Annotated in this window: 14 protein-coding genes; 4 read left to right on the top strand and 10 right to left on the bottom strand. The window is 63.8% G+C overall.

Translation table 11 applies throughout. The features are described from left to right. From ACGYLO_RS04340 to ACGYLO_RS04325, 4 genes are all read right to left on the bottom strand, one after another. Positions 1 to 1791 (bottom strand): aminopeptidase P family protein, encoded by a 1791-nt coding sequence (locus ACGYLO_RS04340; protein WP_271687711.1) that lies wholly within the window; start codon positions 1789 to 1791, stop codon positions 1 to 3. A gap of 42 nt (positions 1792 to 1833) precedes the next feature. Then, positions 1834 to 3711 (bottom strand): cobaltochelatase subunit CobT, encoded by a 1878-nt coding sequence (cobT, locus tag ACGYLO_RS04335; RefSeq protein WP_209217933.1) that lies wholly within the window; start codon positions 3709 to 3711, stop codon positions 1834 to 1836. A 105-nt stretch (positions 3712 to 3816) separates the two neighbouring features. Then, positions 3817 to 4803: a cobaltochelatase subunit CobS gene (gene cobS, locus ACGYLO_RS04330; protein ID WP_067263280.1), complete on the bottom strand. Its 987-nt coding sequence runs from the start codon at positions 4801 to 4803 to the stop codon at positions 3817 to 3819. Between the two features lie 131 nt (positions 4804 to 4934). After that, on the bottom strand, positions 4935 to 5561 hold the full coding sequence (locus tag ACGYLO_RS04325; protein ID WP_271687710.1) for a J domain-containing protein: 627 nt from the start codon (positions 5559 to 5561) through the stop codon (positions 4935 to 4937). A gap of 77 nt (positions 5562 to 5638) precedes the next feature. On the opposite strand from ACGYLO_RS04325, the gene ACGYLO_RS04320 reads away from it, so the two are divergent. Further along, positions 5639 to 5896, top strand: a complete 258-nt coding sequence (locus ACGYLO_RS04320; protein ID WP_067263286.1) for a BolA family transcriptional regulator — start codon at positions 5639 to 5641, stop codon at positions 5894 to 5896. Between the two features lie 9 nt (positions 5897 to 5905). Here the strand turns inward: ACGYLO_RS04320 and ACGYLO_RS04315 are convergent, their stop codons facing one another. The 4 genes from ACGYLO_RS04315 to ACGYLO_RS04300 form a co-directional block, all read right to left on the bottom strand. Then, complete coding sequence (locus ACGYLO_RS04315) at positions 5906 to 6394, bottom strand: DUF4177 domain-containing protein (RefSeq protein WP_271687708.1); 489 nt, start codon at positions 6392 to 6394, stop codon at positions 5906 to 5908. 45 nt (positions 6395 to 6439) lie between these two features. Beyond that, positions 6440 to 6925 (bottom strand): thioesterase family protein, encoded by a 486-nt coding sequence (locus ACGYLO_RS04310; RefSeq protein ID WP_271687707.1) that lies wholly within the window; start codon positions 6923 to 6925, stop codon positions 6440 to 6442. Then, on the bottom strand, positions 6922 to 8436 hold the full coding sequence (gatB, locus tag ACGYLO_RS04305; RefSeq protein ID WP_168612013.1) for an Asp-tRNA(Asn)/Glu-tRNA(Gln) amidotransferase subunit GatB: 1515 nt from the start codon (positions 8434 to 8436) through the stop codon (positions 6922 to 6924). The genes ACGYLO_RS04310 and gatB overlap by 4 nt, the downstream gene beginning before the upstream one ends. Before the next feature lie 71 nt (positions 8437 to 8507). Further along, the gene (locus ACGYLO_RS04300) at positions 8508 to 9782 is read right to left on the bottom strand and encodes a hypothetical protein (RefSeq protein WP_271687705.1); all 1275 of its coding nucleotides are present in this window, start codon (positions 9780 to 9782) and stop codon (positions 8508 to 8510) included. A gap of 251 nt (positions 9783 to 10033) precedes the next feature. Between ACGYLO_RS04300 and ACGYLO_RS04295 the strand changes: the two genes are divergently transcribed. After that, positions 10034 to 10774: a transglycosylase SLT domain-containing protein gene (locus ACGYLO_RS04295; protein WP_231886321.1), complete on the top strand. Its 741-nt coding sequence runs from the start codon at positions 10034 to 10036 to the stop codon at positions 10772 to 10774. 1 nt (position 10775) lies between these two features. On the opposite strand, the gene ACGYLO_RS04290 is transcribed toward ACGYLO_RS04295, so the two are convergent. Together ACGYLO_RS04290 and pepN are read right to left on the bottom strand one after the other, a co-directional pair. Then, on the bottom strand, positions 10776 to 11207 hold the full coding sequence (locus ACGYLO_RS04290) for a hypothetical protein (RefSeq protein WP_271687703.1): 432 nt from the start codon (positions 11205 to 11207) through the stop codon (positions 10776 to 10778). Positions 11208 to 11229: 22 nt separating this feature from the next. Beyond that, positions 11230 to 13788: an aminopeptidase N gene (gene pepN / locus ACGYLO_RS04285; RefSeq protein WP_271687702.1), complete on the bottom strand. Its 2559-nt coding sequence runs from the start codon at positions 13786 to 13788 to the stop codon at positions 11230 to 11232. A 103-nt stretch (positions 13789 to 13891) separates the two neighbouring features. Between pepN and ACGYLO_RS04280 the strand changes: the two genes are divergently transcribed. Continuing rightward, a complete protein-coding gene (locus tag ACGYLO_RS04280) occupies positions 13892 to 14116 on the top strand; it encodes a hypothetical protein (RefSeq protein ID WP_271687701.1) in 225 nt (74 codons plus the stop codon). Positions 14117 to 14206: 90 nt separating this feature from the next. Beyond that, positions 14207 to 16369, top strand: a complete 2163-nt coding sequence (locus tag ACGYLO_RS04275; RefSeq protein WP_394376357.1) for a malate synthase G — start codon at positions 14207 to 14209, stop codon at positions 16367 to 16369. Positions 16370 to 16414: the final 45 nt, after the last annotated feature.

Below are 16414 nucleotides of genomic sequence, written 5' to 3'. Positions count from 1 at the left end.
TCACAGGGGCGCCGTTGCCGCATCCAACCACAGTTTTGTAACAGGTGATACCCGCGGCCCGATCTTTTCCGCCACGTCGCGGTGATAGGCGTTCAGCCAGTCCCGCGCCTCGGGGCTGAGCGCCTCCACATCAATCAAACGCCGATCGATCGGCACCAGCGTCAGCGTGCGCCAATCAAGCATCTTGCGATGCGCATCACCGCCGGGCAGGGCGGGGGCTTCTTGCACCACCAACAGGTTCTCGATCCGAATGCCAAAAGCCCCCTCGCGGTAATAGCCCGGCTCGTTGCTGAGGATCATACCCGGCTCCAGCGGCACATGGCTCATCCGGCTCAACCGCTGCGGCCCCTCATGAACCGACAGATAGGCGCCCACCCCATGGCCCAAACCGTGATCGAAATCCTGCCCCGCCATCCAAAGCGGCAAACGGCCCAGCATCTCGATATCCCGCCCTGCGAGCCCGCGCGGCCAGCGCAGGCGGCTCATGGCGATCATCCCTGAAAGCACCCGCGTGAAAGCCGCGCGCGCCTCCGGATCGGGGCTGCCGATGGCGATGGTGCGGGTGACATCGGTGGTGCCGTCCAGATACTGACCGCCGCTGTCGAGCACCAAAAGATGCCCCTCCTGCAACACGCTGTCGGTCTCTTCATTCACCCGGTAATGGATGATCGCCCCGTTGGGCCCGGTGCCCGAAATCGTCTCGAAACTGATGTCACGCAGGGCGGGATCGCGGCGGCGCAGGCCTTCCAACTGCTGCACCACCTCCGTCTCAGTGACCGTGCCGGGCGCCTGTGCATCCAGCCAAGCGAGCAGCTCGACCATCGCGGCACCATCGCGCAAATGCGCCTCTGCCGCCCCGGCAATCTCGGCGTCATTCTTGCAGGCTTTGGGCAAGGCGCAGGGGTCTTCACCAGCCTGCGCCCGATCCCCCAGCAAATCCGCGAACAACAGCGGGGCCGACTGCCGATCAAGCCGCACCGGCCCCTCAAGCGCGCGCAGGTAATCGGGCAGCCCCTCAGGATCCCGCTGCACCACCTCTGGCCCCAGATGCTCTTCCACATCTACCAGTTTCTCAGCCGCCATGAAAAGATCGACCCGCGCATCGTCATGCAATACGGCAAACCCATGCGCGACCGGGTTGCGCGGAATGTCTTGCCCGCGAATGTTCAGCAGCCAGTTGTGGCTGTCGGGCAGGGTGATCAATGCCGCCTTCTGCCCAGCCGCGCGCAAATCCGCGGCCAAACGCCGGCGCTTGGCCTCATGGCTTTCGCCGGCAAAACGCTCAGGATGCGCCGCCACCTTGCCCATCGGGGCATCGGGCTGGTCTTCCCAAATACGGTCGACCATATTCGAGACGCGCCGCATCTCGATACCAGACCCCGCCAAGGCCTCGAACAAAAGATCCATCTGCGCGGGCGTATGCAACATCGGATCAAAACCAACCACACCGCCCGCGGGCAATTGATCTTTCAACCAATCGGCCAAAGACACCTCGGGCCAAGGCACCGGGGTAAAGACATCCGCCACCTGCGCTTTGACCTGCGTCCGATAGCGCCCGTCGATGAAAACCCCGGCCACATCGCGCAGCGCCGCACAGAACCCGGCAGAGCCGGTGAACCCCGTCAGCCAAGCCAGCCGATCATCCCGCGGAGCGACATACTCACCCTGATGCGCATCGGCGCGCGGCACGAGAAACCCATCCAACCCCGCCGCCTGCAACTCCGCCCGCAGCGCCGCCAAACGCGGGGGACCCTGTTCCGGACGCGCGGTGACCTCGAAACTCTGGAACACGCGGCCCCTCCTTCATCCTTTTTCAAATACCGATCCGACGGTTCAGCCGACGCGGCGCATGCCCATGACACGCGCCCGTTTCCGCGGATCGCTGTCAAACAGCGCTGCAAGCTGTTCCGTCATCGCCCCGGCAAGCTGATCCACATCCGTGATCGTGACGGCGCGGTCGTAATAACGCGTCACATCATGGCCAATCCCGATCGCCAAAAGCTCGACCGCGCGGCGTTTCTCGACCATTGCGATCACGTCGCGCAGGTGTTTTTCCAGATAGTTGGCCGGGTTCACCGACAGGGTGCTGTCATCCACCGGCGCGCCGTCGGAAATCACCATGAGGATCTTGCGCGCCTCATGCCGGGCCAGCATCCGCCGGTGCGCCCATTCCAGCGCCTCGCCGTCGATATTCTCTTTCAGCAGACCCTCTTTCATCATCAGACCCAAGTGGTCGCGCGTCCGGCGCCACGGGGCGTCGGCGCTTTTGTAGATGATGTGGCGCAGATCGTTCAGCCGACCGGGCTGCGCGGGGCGGCCATCGTTCAGCCAAGCCTCGCGGGCCTGTCCACCCTTCCACGCGCGGGTGGTAAAGCCGAGGATCTCGACCTTCACGTTGCAGCGCTCCAGCGTGCGGGCCAGCACGTCGGCGCAGATCGCGGCGATGGAGATCGGGCGGCCCCGCATGGAGCCGGAGTTGTCCAAGAGCAGCGTCACCACGGTGTCGCGGAACTCGGTGTCCTTTTCGATCTTGAAGCTTAGCGGCGTCGTGGGGTTGGCCACCACCCGCGCCAGACGGCCCGCGTCCAACGTGCCCTCTTCAAGGTCAAATTCCCACGAGCGGTTTTGCTGCGCCTGCAAGCGGCGCTGCAATTTATTCGCCAGACGGCCCACAGCGCCTTTCAGCGGCTCGAGCTGCTGGTCCAGATAGGCGCGCAGGCGTTCCAATTCGATCGGCTCGGCCAGTTCCTCGGCCCCGATCACCTCGTCATGCTCGCCCTGATAGACACGGTATTCCGGGTCGGCGTCCGAGACGGGCGGCGGGGGCGGCGGGTCCATCGGCGCGTCGCCCTCGGGCATCTCCGCCTCGTCGCCTAGCTCCTGATCGGCCTCGTCATCCATCGAGACCTGCGCCTGACTTTCGTCCTGCTGCTGCTCTTGGCTGTTTTCGGGGGTGCCTTCGGCCTCTTCCTCGTCCTGATCGTCTTGGCCGGTGCTGTCGGGATCCTGCTCCTCTTCGGTGCCCTCTTCGGCCTGATCCTCTTGATCCTCGTCTTGGCTGTCGGGATCGTCGCCCAACTGATCGCCATAGCCGAGGTCCGAGATCATCTTGCGGGCCAGCCGCGCGAAATCCGCCTGATCGGCAAGGCTGCCGTCGATCCCTTCGAGCGTGCCGCCCGCCTGATCTTCGATAAAGCCGCGCCAGAGTTCCATGGCGTTCTCGGCCCCCGCGGGCAGGTCCCGCCCGGTGGCCAGATGGCGCACCATATAGCCCGCCGCGACCGAGAGCGGCACGTCGCTGGCCTGTTTGGCCTGATCGTAGCCGCGGCGCAGGGCCTCGTGCTTGATCTTGACGTCGATGTTGCCGGCGGTGCCGGGCATGTCGCGTGCGCCCATGGCCTCGCAACGCGCCGTCTCCATCGCCTCGTAAAGCTCGCGCGCCATGTCGCCTTGGGGCGCATAACGGGCGTGGGTCGCGGCATCGTGGTAGCGGCGGTTCAGCGCCAGCGCATCGGCGGTGCCGCGCGCCAGCAGCACCTCTTCGCGGGTCATCCGGCGGCTCACTTGCGGCAGGCGCATCGCATCGCCCGAAAGCCCCGAAGGGTCGACCGAGTAGCTGACCGTCAGTTCGGCGTCATCGGCCATGACCTTGGTCGCCTCGGCCAGCGCCTTTTTGAACGCGTCAGCGGGGTTGTCGCTTTGTTTACTCATGCCGGTCCCCTTGTCTGTCAGGCAGGCGCGCGTCTGGGAAGGGCAGGGCGCCTTTGCGTGCCGAAACGCGTCCTGCAGGGCGGCGGGCGAACCCGCCGGGGCGGCTTAGCCCAAGCTCAGGCTGGCCGCGCTTTCGGGCAGTTCCTCGTCGAACAAACGCTGATAGAACTCGGCCACGGTCTGACGCTCCAGCTCATCGCATTTGTTGAGAAAGGACAGCCGGAAGGCATAGCCCACATTGCGGAAGATCTCGGCGTTCTGCGCCCAAGCGATCACGGTGCGCGGGCTCATCACGGTCGACAGCTCGCCGTTCATGAAGGCGGTGCGGGTGAGGTCGGCCACGGTGACCATCTGCTTGAGGGTCTTGCGGCCCTTCTCGGTGTTGTAATGTGGGTTCTTGGCCAGCACGATGGCGGTCTCGGCGTCGATGCTGAGGTAGTTCAACGTGGCGACAAGGCTCCAACGGTCCATCTGCGCTTGGTTGATCTGCTGTGTGCCGTGGTAAAGCCCGGTGGTGTCGCCCAAGCCCACGGTGTTGGCCGTGGCGAAGAGGCGGAAATAGGGGTGCGGGGTGATGATCTCGTTCTGATCCATCAGCGTGAGCTTGCCGTCATGCTCCAGCACGCGCTGGATCACGAACATCACATCGGCGCGGCCCGCGTCGTATTCGTCGAAGACAATCGCGGTCGGGTTGCGCAGCGCCCAAGGCAGGATGCCTTCGTGGAATTCGGTGACCTGTTTGCCGTCGCGCAGCTTGATCGCGTCTTTGCCGATGAGGTCGATCCGGCTGATGTGGCTGTCGAGGTTGACGCGCACGGTGGGCCAGTTCAGCAGGGCGGCGACCTGTTCGATATGGGTCGATTTGCCCGTGCCGTGATAGCCTTGAATCATGACGCGGCGGTTGTGGCTAAAGCCTGCGAGGATCGCCAGCGTGGTGTCAGGGTCGAACTTATAGGTGCTGTCGATGTCCGGCACGCGAGAGGTGCGCTGCGGGAAACCCTTGACGACCATATCGGTGTCGATGCCAAAGACATCGCGCACCGAGACCTCTTCGGTGGGTTTCATGTCATGTTCCAGTGCACCGTCGGCCATCGCTCGTCATCCTTTTCCTTAGGCGCGCGGTCGGGGCCGCGCGCGTATCTGGTGCAACATATCGTGCATATCCGCAAGGGGAAGGGGGCAACTGGCATTATCCGCAACCGGCCGCTGGTCCGGTCGCGGGATCAGTCCTTGAAGTTGCGGCTGCCTTTGATCTGGTCCCATGCCCAGACGACCAGTTGCAACTGCTCTTCCTGACTGCGGTCACCGCCGTTCATATCGGGGTGCAGCACCTTGATCAGCGCTTTGTAGGCTTTGCGGACCTCGGGCTTTGTCCAAGTGTCCTTGGCCTCGAGAATCTCGATCGCGCGGCGTTCGGTGGGCGGCAGGCGGCGGCCCGCTTGCTGGCCCTTGCCGGGGTTCTGGGTTGCGTTCTTGCCCAGCACCTGATGGGGGTCTTCGATGCCAAGACGCGCCCATGCGCGCTGCTCGGGGTCGCCCAGTGGTTTGGTGCTGCGCTCCCAGACCTTGTCCTTGGACATCTGCGCGTTCAACTCGGCCTCTGTGGTACCGTCGAAAAAGCTCCACTTCGCGTTATATTCGCGCACATGTTTCTGGCAGAACCAGAAGTAGTCATCCAGCACATCGGGCGCTTTGGGCGCGCGGAACTTGCCCGGCTCGTCGCAGCCTTCGTGGTCGCAAATCCGGGTCGAGGTTTCCGACGCACCGGACATGCCGCGGCGGCCGCGGGGGTTTTTCTTTTTGGAGGACGACACGGACATGTCGAATCCGAAGGGATCAGGTTTTGGCATGTGGATAGACCTTTCCGACTCAGGCCGGTCACCATATACCCTGCGTCGCAGGATTGAAGGGGGCCGGGGGTAAAAACATGTCCACAACACAAGAGATTTCGGATCGGCTGGAAGCCGCTTTTGCGCCGCGTGAACTGGAGGTGGTGGATGACAGCGAAAGCCATCGCGGTCATGCCGGATTTCAGGAGGGGGGCGAAAGCCACTTTAACGTGCGCATCCGGTCAGAGCGTTTCAAGGGCCAGAACCGGCTGGCGCGGCACCGGGCGGTGCACAGCGCGTTGGGGCCGGACCTGATGGGGCGCATTCACGCGCTGGCGCTTGACCTGGACGAATAAGCGCCGCGTTTAGGGCTTTGTTTTATCGTCGTCTTCGTCGCTGCCTTGCGGCGAAGCTTCATCCGCTGAGGGGCCGGACAGAAACGCAGGCGGCGTCGCCGCTTTGGCGGGGTCCTCTTTCGCGGGCGCGTCATCCTCGGGCGTGATGGAGGCGGGCGCATCGGCCTGAAGCGCGGTATCTTCGCCTTCGATCGTGGCGGCCAAGGCGGGCGTTGCGGCAGCAGTGGCGGGCGGCAGCAGATCGCCATCCTCCTGCGGACCCGCAGCAGTCGCCAAGCGGCGGAACACGAGCACATTGCGCCATTCCGTGGTGGTCGAGGTCAGACCCGAACGCTCTTGCGAAGGCAAGGTCTCGGCCCGCTGGTATTCCCAGCCCTCGGCGGCCTGTTCGTTGAGGCATTCTTCCAAGGTTTTGGCGAAACGCGCTTCGGGGGCCTTCAGACCTTTGGCTTTCTGCCCTTTGCTGGGGGCGGGAAGGATCTTGTATTCGTAGCGCATAGGGGCCTCGGCTGGGTTGGCGACATGAGCCGCGTCAGGTGAGTTTCAGACGGATTTGCGGCGGATGCCGATGCTGCGACCGGCCTGCGCCGGTTTGGGCAGTTTGGCATGGTTTTGCCGCATCGCGTCAAGACGGGTCAGGATGTGCTCCGGCATGGGGGCCACACGCGGGCCGGACTGGTCCACATGCAGCGTCAGCCCCTCGGCGGTGGCGGCAAGCCAGCCGTCGACGTGCCACAGCTCCTGAAAGCTGTGAAACCGCTTCTCGTCATGGTCGAGCAATTGGAAGGTGGTATAGACGCGGTCACCCTTATGCAGTTCGCGCAGGTAGCAGACGTGGAATTCAGCCACATAGGTGGTGCAACCCGTGCGTTGATACTCCGGCCCCAGACCGATTTCGCTATAGGCTTGGTCAACGCCCTGATCGAACAGGACGTTGTAATAGGCCATGTTCAAATGGCCGTTGAAGTCGATCCATTCGGGGAGAACCGTCATCTCGCCCGAACGGAAGGGGGCCGGGGTGTCGCTCATTGCTGGGCGAGCTTGCGCGACACGATTTCGTTGACGGCCTTGGGGTTGGCTTTGCCGCCCGTGGCCTTCATCACCTGACCGACGAACCAGCCCGCGAGCTTCGGGTTCTGCTGGGCCTTTTCGACCTGCGCGGGGTTGGCGGCGATGATCTCGTCCACTGCCGTCTCAATGGCGCCGGTATCGGTCACCTGCTTGAGGCCCTCGGTCTCCACGATCTCTTCCGGCTCGCGCCCGGTTGTATAGGCGATTTCAAAGACTTCCTTGGCGATCTTGCCGGAAATCGCATCCGAGGCGATCAGATCGACAATGCTGCCCAATTGCGCCGGGGTGACCGGGCTTTCGGTGATGCCCTTGTCGTCTTTCTTCAGACGCCCGAAGAGTTCGTTGATGACCCAGTTCGCGGCCATCTTGCCGTCGCGGCCCTTCGCCACGGCTTCGAAATAGCCCGCGCTGTCGAGATCGGCGGTCAGCACAGAGGCGTCATAGTCCGACAGGCCGAAGTCATTGATGAAACGGGATTTCTTTTCGTCCGGCAGTTCCGGCAGGTTGGCCTTGATGTCGTCCACCCATGCCTGTTCGATTTCCAGCGGCAGCAGGTCGGGATCTGGGAAATAGCGGTAGTCATGCGCCTCTTCTTTGGAGCGCATGGAGCGTGTTTCCTGCTTGTCGGGGTCGAAAAGGCGGGTTTCCTGCACCACCTCGCCACCGGCTTCGACAATCGCGATCTGGCGTTTGGCTTCGACTTCGATGGCCTGCTGGATAAAACGCATGGAGTTCATGTTCTTGATCTCGCAGCGGGTGCCGAGATGCGAGAAGTCCTGCGTTTCCTGATACTTCTCATACTGACCCACACGGCAGACCGAGACGTTGACGTCCGCGCGCATCGCGCCCGACTGCATGTCGCCGTTGCAGGTGCCAAGGTAGCGCATGATCTGGCGCAGTTTGGCGAGATAGGCGGCGGCCTCCTCCGGCCCGCGAATGTCGGGGCGAGAGACGATCTCCATCAGGCAGACGCCGGTGCGGTTCAGGTCGACGAAGGACATGTTCGGGTCCATGTCGTGGATCGACTTGCCCGCGTCCTGCTCCATGTGGATGCGCTCGATCCGTACCAGCCGCGCGGTGCCGTCGCCCAGTTCCACCAGCACTTCGCCTTCGCCCACGATGGGCTCATAAAGCTGGCTGATCTGGTAGCCCTGCGGCAGGTCGGGGTAGAAGTAGTTCTTGCGGTCAAAGGCGGACTTGAGGTTGATTTCGGCCTTGAGGCCCAGCCCCGTGCGCACCGCCTGTTCGACGCAATATTCGTTGATCACCGGCAGCATCCCGGGCATCGCGGCATCGACAAAGGCCACGTTGCTGTTGGGCTCGGCGCCGAACTTGGTCGAGGCGCCCGAGAAGAGCTTGGCGTTCGACGCGACCTGCGCGTGCACCTCCATCCCGATGACCAGTTCCCAGTCATGTTTGGCACCGGCAATCACGCGCGGTTTCGGGGTGTCGTAACTCAGATCAAGCATCGCGGCCGCCTTCGGTCAATTGGAACTTGGCCGGTCATACTGGAGCGCACCACGCGCTTCAAGAGGCAGGCTTAGCCCGGCACGGCAATCTGGCGGCGGCCTTCGGTGAAAATGACCCGTTTGCCCGCTTCGATCTCGCGTTGGAACAGGCCGGTGATGATGCGCATGGCCTCGTCCCGGCCCGAGGCGGCGAAACGCCGGGCAGAGCGGACGCGCAGGTTGTTGTCAAAGCCGCGCGCGGCATGGGCCCAGAGCATCGGGTGCAGTTCGGTCATGTGATCCCGCACGATCCAACGCGCGCAATCGGCAATCTCGGCCCGCACGGCCCCGGCGGCATCCTCTGTCTCTGGGGCCTGACCGATGGCGCTGGCGCAATAGGCGGCCAGCAGGTTGGCGGTATGCGGATCGGGGCGGCGGGCGAGGATGTCGTGCAGCCCTTCGATGAAAAACGGCACATCAAGGTTGGCACAGGCCTGCGCATCGCAGCTGATCGCGTCGAATTGCACCCAAGTGTAGCCGCCCGCGCCCCATGTCTCTTGGGTCCGCGCGGCGGTGCGGCGGGCCTCGAGTTCCAACTGGTCATATGAGCCATGCCACCGCGGCAGAAGGTGGTTGCCCATGGCCCGCATGGGGCGCGGGTTTGCGGGGTTCAGGTCGATGAGCCGGGCGTAGCGGTCTGCCACGGCGCGGGCGTCACCGCCGGTTCCCCCAAGCAGGGCACAGTGCGTCGCCGCGAGCAGGGGCGAGGCGGCTGTGTCCTTGTCGAATGGCGCGAGGATTTGCTCGGCGCGTTCAAAATGCGCGGCGAAGGCCGCATGGTTGCGGGCGGGCACGTCGCTGTCCCAGCCCGTGCCGCGCCAGGCCCAGCCGATGTCCATATGCGCCTGCGCTACGATGGCGGCGATCATGGCGCTCCCGGCGTGATCGGCCAGCACATGTTCCAGCGCTTCGATCCCGGCCATGAGGGGCGCGTCACTCGCCGGTTTGCCGTCGTAAAGCGCATGTTCCGCGGCGAGAATCACATCCGCCCGCGCGCCAAAGGCCATCAGCTCGGCCACCGGCATGGCGCCCGGTGTCATCTCGCGGTTCTCGTCGGCCTCCTGCAAAAGCTCTGCCATCTCCTCCCAACGTTCTTGGCGCACCAGCCATTGCGCGCGGTACTGGTGACGGTCGCGCTGCATCTCTTCGGCGGTGGGGTCGGGGCAGGAAATGCGCAGCAGCGCGTCGCGCGGCGCACGGCGGCGCAGGAGCGGCATTTCCAGCGGCTCGAACTCGGGCGCTTGCGGTGCGGGCTTGGCAAAGAACCCTTGCAAGGCGGACGGGATCATATGCGAGAGTTTCTTCATCGGGGCCGGTCCTGCCTGCTGTTTGTCGATGATTTAGGTTTGACCGGGCAATGGGGCGGAACCGTGTCCGGCGTGCGGAGCTTTCGGGAAAATTCTGCAGCGCAGTCGGGCAGGCGGGTGCGATCCATCGCGACAATCCGGCGGCGCGGCGGGCGCTGTTTCCCGATCAGAGGAAATCTGCCGACCCCGCGCCCCCGCCGCGCTTGCCAAGCGCGTTTTGGGGCGGTCTTATACGCGCCATGAAACCTGCCATGATTGCCCTCTTGCTCTGCGCCAGCCCCACCATGATTTGGGCCGAACTGCCCAAACAGCCCGCCCCGGTGGTGGAGGTGGATAATGTGGTGCAGACCGCCGCCACGTCTTTGTCCTTCCCCGATGAGGTCGAGGCCGAGGACGAACCGCCCGCGCTTGAGACTGCGCCCTTCACCACAACGCTGCGCCCGCCCGCGCGTCCGGGCAACCTGCCGCGCACACGCTGGCAGCATATGCGGGGGCATTCGCTTTGGACCCGCGCGGCGATCTCGGCGCTGAAATCCCATGGCAAGCCCTTGGTGGATATGGTGCCCGCCGATGTGGCGGAGTGGTGCCCGGCCTATCCCACGGCATCCGACAGCCAGCGCCGCGCTTTTTGGGTCGGCTTCATGTCGGCGCTGGCAAAACATGAAAGCACCTATCGGTCTTGGGCCGTGGGTGGCGGGGGCCGCTGGTACGGGTTGTTGCAAATCCTGCCGGGCACCGCGCGGGGCTACAAATGCAATGTCGGCAGCGGTGATGCGCTCAAGAACGGCGCCGCGAACCTGAGTTGTGCCGTGCGGATCATGGCGACGACCGTGCCGCGCGACGGGGTGATCGCCGGAAACGGGCGGCGCGGCGTCGGGGCCGATTGGGGGCCGATGCGCAGCGCGTCCAAACGGGCGGATATGTCTCGCTGGCTCCGGCGGCAGTCCTATTGCAAACCGTTGAACGCGACTCGACCCCGCAGCCGTCCCTAGATTACTGGATCAGCGTGAAGTGATGCCGTTCCGTCGTGATGCCGCGCGCCTGAAGCGCGGCTTCCAATGCGCGGTGCGGTGGGGTGGCCTCGAAAGGCAGTTTGATCTTGCGCCCGGTGCGGAGAATGACCGCGGCGCGCACGGACATATCCAGGCGCGTATCGAGCCGAACCCGGTCGACCTGCGCCAGCGCGATTTTCGCATCCCGTTTGCCGGTGAACCACGACAGGCTGTTCTGATCGAGCGTCAAGCCGCTGGCCGGATTGCTAAAAACCTCCCATAGCGCGGGCAGGGTAAAAAGCCCCAGCAGCCCGATGATCCAGCCCGAGGCGTCGAGCCAGAGCCACGCCGCCGTGAGGGCCGCCCAGATCATGGGCAACAGCAACAGGGCCGTTCGGCTGCGGGCACGGCGGCGGTAAGTGAAGGCCGCCATGCCCTCTGTTTGAGCAGGCGCGTCAGGCACCGCGAATGCGGCTGAGCATCTCCGACGTGTCCCGGCTGAGGTCGGGGCTGGCGAGGATGCGGTCGAGCTGCTTCTCAATCATCTCTTGCCGCGCCATGTCATAGCGCCGCCATGTCTGGAAGGCCGAGCACATCCGCGCCGTTGTCTGTGGGTTGACCGGGTCTAGCTTGATCAGCCAGTCGGCCAGCAGGGCGTAGCCCTTGCCGCTCTCATGGTGGAACCCTGCGTGATGCATGGCAAGGCTGCCAAAGACCGCGCGGAAGCGGTTGGGGTTCTTCCAGTTGAAATCGGCATGCTCGGTAAGCCGGCGCGCCACTTCGGCCGCCTCTTCCGGCGCGGCTTGGCTGACTTGCAGCCCGAACCATTTGTCCATCACCAGACGGTCCTCCCGCCACAGCGCCTCAAAGGCGGCCAGCGCCTTGTCGCCTTGGCCCGCGCGCAGCAGGGCGGCGAGGGCGCTGAGCTGTTGGGTCATATTGTCGGCATCGTCGAACTGCGCCTGCGCGCGCGCCGGTCCCTCAACCCGGGTCAGCAGGGCAAGTGCTGCATTGGTCAAGGCGCGTTTGCCCGCTTGCGCCGCATTGGGCTGATAGGGGGCGTCGACCCTGTGGCGGTCATAAAGATCGCCCAGCAGCGCGGCAAAACGCTCGGCCATGGCATTGCGGGTGGCCTCCACCGCCTGATGGATCGCCGCCGGATCCGGCGTTTTGCCTGCGTCATGCAGGGTGCTGGCCAGATCGGCATGGCTGGGCAGCCCCAGCATCAACGCGCGGTAGGCAGGCTCAAGGGTCTCATCCTCCAACACGGCCCGCAGGGCTTCGAGCCATGCGTCATCCGGCGCGCTGCCTTCGGTGATCACGGCCAGCAAGGATTGCCGCGCCAAGGTGCGCCCGGCCTCCCACCGGTTGAAGGGATCGCTGTCATGGGCGAGCAGCAGCAGGCGCTCTTCTTTCGAACGGTCTTGCTCCAGCACCACCGGGGCGGAGAAGCCGCGCAGCACCGAGGCTACGGGGCGCGCATCCAACCCGTCGAAGGTAAAGCTCTGTTCGGCCTCGGTCATCTCCAACACGCGAGAGGGGGCCACTTCGGCTCCATCCGCGCCGATCAGCCCCACGGTGATCGGCAGAACCTGCGGTTTCGGCTGGGGCGTTGCGGTGCTGGGCGGGGTGTGCTGTGTGAAGGTCAGCGTGAAGATGCCTTTACCCGCATCCCAAGCCTCCACCACCGAGAGGCGCGGCGTGCCCGCCTGCGAATACCAGCGTTCGAACTGGGTCAGATCACGGCCCGTGGTGTCTTCGAAGACCTTCAGCCAATCTTCGATCGTCGCCGCATCACCGTCGTGACGCTCGAAATAAAGGTTCAGCGCTTTGGCATAGGCGTCATCGCCCACCAAGGTCTTGAGCATGCCGATCACCTCGGCGCCCTTCTCATAGACGGTGGCGGTGTAGAAGTTGTTGATCTCTTGAAAGCTTTCGGGCCGCACCGGATGGGCCAACGGGCCTTGATCCTCGGCGAATTGGCGTGCGCGCAGGTCGATCACATCGCCGATGCGTTTCACCGCCGGAGAGCGCATGTCGGAGGTGAACTGCGCGTCGCGGTAGACGGTCAGCCCTTCCTTGAGACAGAGTTGAAACCAATCGCGACAAGTGATGCGGTTGCCGGTCCAATTGTGGAAATACTCATGAGCGATGATCGCTTCGATCCGCTCGAAATTATCATCCGTCGAGGTTTCGGGCGAGGCGAGAACGGCGGCGGAGTTGAAGATGTTCAGCCCCTTGTTCTCCATCGCGCCCATGTTGAAATCATCGACCGCAACGATGTTGAAGATGTCGAGGTCGTATTCACGACCGTAAACCTCTTCGTCCCATTTCATCGAGGCTTTGAGCGCCTCCATCCCGAAGGCGCATTTGCCTTCGTCGCCGGGGCGGACATAGAGGTTCAGATCGACCTCGCGGCCCGACATGGTGGTGAAACGGTCGGAATGGGCGACCAGATCGCCCGCCACCAGCGCGAAAAGATAGGCAGGCTTGGGCCATGGGTCATGCCACTCGGCATGGTTCTGCCCCTGCGCCACGGGATTGCCGTTGGACAGCAGAACGGGATGCGGGCCGTTGATGGTCACGGTGAAGACGCTCATCACATCGGGGCGGTCGGGATAATAGGTGATTTTGCGAAAGCCTTCTGCCTCGCATTGGGTGCAATACATGCCGCCCGACATATAAAGCCCTTCGAGGGCGGTGTTGCCCTTGGGGTCTATCTCAACCTCGGCCTCCCAGATAAAGGGGCAGTCGGGCACATCGCAGGTCAGACCGCGTTCTGTCACCTTCGGGGTGACCGGCTTGCCGTCGATCTGCGCAGAGACAAGCTTGAGTTGTTCACCATGCAAGAAAAAGTCAGCCTCCTGCGCCGCCGGGTTGGGGCGAAAGGCGATGCGGCTTTTAACCCGCGTCTTATGGGGATCGAGGTCAAAGGTCAGGGCCACCTCATCCACCAGAAAGCCGAAGGGCTGGTAGTCACTGAGATAGATCGTTTGGGGGGTGGCGTCGCGCATTGGGCCTCCAGTCGCGGGAACGTAATTGGTCTGGGAAATGTTATGTCTCCAGAAGGCGGCCTGCAAGCCGAGCTGCCCCAACTTCGAGCAATGAGGTGTATCCATGTCCGCCCCCGACACCGATACCGAAACGCAGAAGAAACGTCATCGTCCCGCTTTGATCGGTATCAAAACCGCGATCATCGCAGGGGCGCTCTTGATGATTGCCGGCATCGTCTACGCGGTGTTGCAGGCCACCGACCCCTCGCCGGAAGGTGAGGTTCAGCCCGTCGATGCCCCGGCGGACGCCGAGCCTGCGATCGCCACCCCGGAGCCGGTGGCCGACTAGCGGCGCTACCGCCTGCCTGCCCGCGCTTGCGCCGCTTTGCCTTTCTGCTAGACCTTTCACCAAGGTATCCAGCGCGGGAGAGGGCGGAGAATGACGGGTAGAATTGACAAGAACGGTTTGCAGGTAGAGCCTGCGCTGGTCGACTTCATCGAAGGATCGGCGCTGCCGGGCACGGGTGTAGACGCGGATGTCTTTTGGGCGGGGCTGTCGGACCTTGTGCATGACCTCGGGCCGAAGAACCGTGCGCTTCTTGAAAAGCGGGCAGAAATTCAGGCCAAGATTGATGAGTGGCATCGCGCGCGCGCAGGCCAGCCCCATGACGCGGAAAGCTACACCGCCTTCCTGCGCGAGATTGGCTATCTTCTGCCCGAAGGGCCGGCGTTCCAGATTGAGACGCAAAACGTAGACCCCGAAATCGCGCAGGTGCCCGGGCCGCAGCTTGTGGTCCCGATCACCAACGCACGCTTCGCGCTCAACGCCGCCAATGCGCGCTGGGGCAGCCTTTATGATGCATTCTATGGCACCGATGCGCTGGGCGATCTGCCGGTGGGTAAGGGCTATGACGCCGCGCGCGGCGCGCGGGTGGTGGCGCGGGCAAAAGCCTTTTTGGATGACGCCGTGCCGCTCTCGGCCGGCAGCCATGCAGATTTGGCGGGGTATCGCGTTGTGGACGGGCACCTAGAAGCTGTGATGGCGCAGGATGCCGCGCCCTGCGGCTTGGCTGATCCGGCGCAGTTTGCGGGCTACCGGGGCGCGGCAGAGGCGCCCGACGCGGTGCTTTTGCGCAACAACGGGTTGCATATCGAGATCAGGATCGACCCCGATCACGCCATCGGCGAGGACGACCCCGCCAGCGTTGCGGATGTGATCATCGAATCCGCTCTTTCGACCATCATGGATTGTGAAGACAGTGTCGCGGCGGTGGATGCCGAGGACAAAGTGCTGGCCTATGGCAACTGGTTGGGCCTGATGAAAGGCGACCTGTCGGAAACATTTGAAAAGGGCGGCGAGACCGTCACTCGGCGTATGGCCGAAGACCGTCGCTACACCGCGCCCGATGGGGAGGCGGAGGTCACGCTGAAGGGCCGTTCGCTGATGCTGGTGCGCAATGTCGGCCATCTGATGACCAACCCCGCCGTACTCGACCGCGAAGGGCGCGAGATTGGCGAAGGGCTGATGGATGCCATGGTGACCACGCTGATCGCCATTCATGATCTCAAACGCGCGGGCGGCAACTCGGTCACCGGCAGCGTCTATGTGGTGAAGCCCAAGATGCACGGGCCCGAGGAAGTGGCCTTTGCCGATGAGATTTTTACCCATGTGGAAAAGACACTCGGCCTGCCGCAATATACCGTGAAGCTCGGCATCATGGACGAAGAGCGCCGCACCAGCGCCAACCTCATGGAATGTATCCGTGCAGCCAAACACCGTGTGGCCTTTATCAATACCGGTTTCCTCGACCGTACGGGGGACGAGATCCATACCAGTATGGAAGCCGGTCCGATGGTGCCCAAGGGCGAGATGAAGAACAGCGCTTGGATCGCCGCCTATGAGGACCGCAACGTCGATATCGGCCTCGCCTGCGGCTTGCAGGGCCGCGCGCAGATCGGCAAGGGCATGTGGGCCATGCCCGACCGTATGGCCGAGATGCTGGAGGCCAAGATCGGCCATCCCCAATCCGGGGCCAATTGCGCATGGGTGCCATCGCCCACCGCGGCTACCCTGCACGCCACCCATTACCACAAGGTTAACGTCTTGGCGCGGCAGGAGGAGATTAAAGAGGGCGGCGCACGCGCCACGCTTGACGCGCTGCTGACCATCCCGGTGATGGAAGGTCGCAACCTCAGCACCGAGGAAATCACCCGCGAGATCGAGAATAACGCGCAGGGCATTCTGGGCTATGTGGTCCGCTGGATCGATCAGGGCGTCGGCTGCTCCAAAGTGCCGGACATCAACGATGTGGGCCTGATGGAAGACCGCGCGACCTGCCGCATCTCGGCCCAAGCGCTGGCGAATTGGCTGCATCACGGCGTCATCAGCCGCGAGGAAGTCGAGGCCGCGCTTAAAAAAATGGCAGCCGTGGTGGACCGTCAAAACGCCGACGATCCCAGCTACCGCCCCATGGCCCCGGGCTTTGACGGGGTGGCCTTTAAGGCCGCCTGCGATCTGGTGCTGAAGGGGCGCGAACAGCCCTCGGGCTATACCGAACCAGTGCTGCATGCGCGCCGGTTGGAGCTGAAGGCGCAGAGCTGAGGTTGAGACCGCGGCGCGAAGCGCCTATGTTCGGGCCATGGTGAA

The sequence above is a fragment of the Sulfitobacter sp. 1A13353 genome (assembly GCF_043557255.1).
Taxonomy (GTDB): Bacteria; Pseudomonadota; Alphaproteobacteria; order Rhodobacterales; family Rhodobacteraceae; genus Sulfitobacter; species Sulfitobacter faviae.
This window is presented reverse-complemented; position numbering and strand designations above follow the sequence as displayed.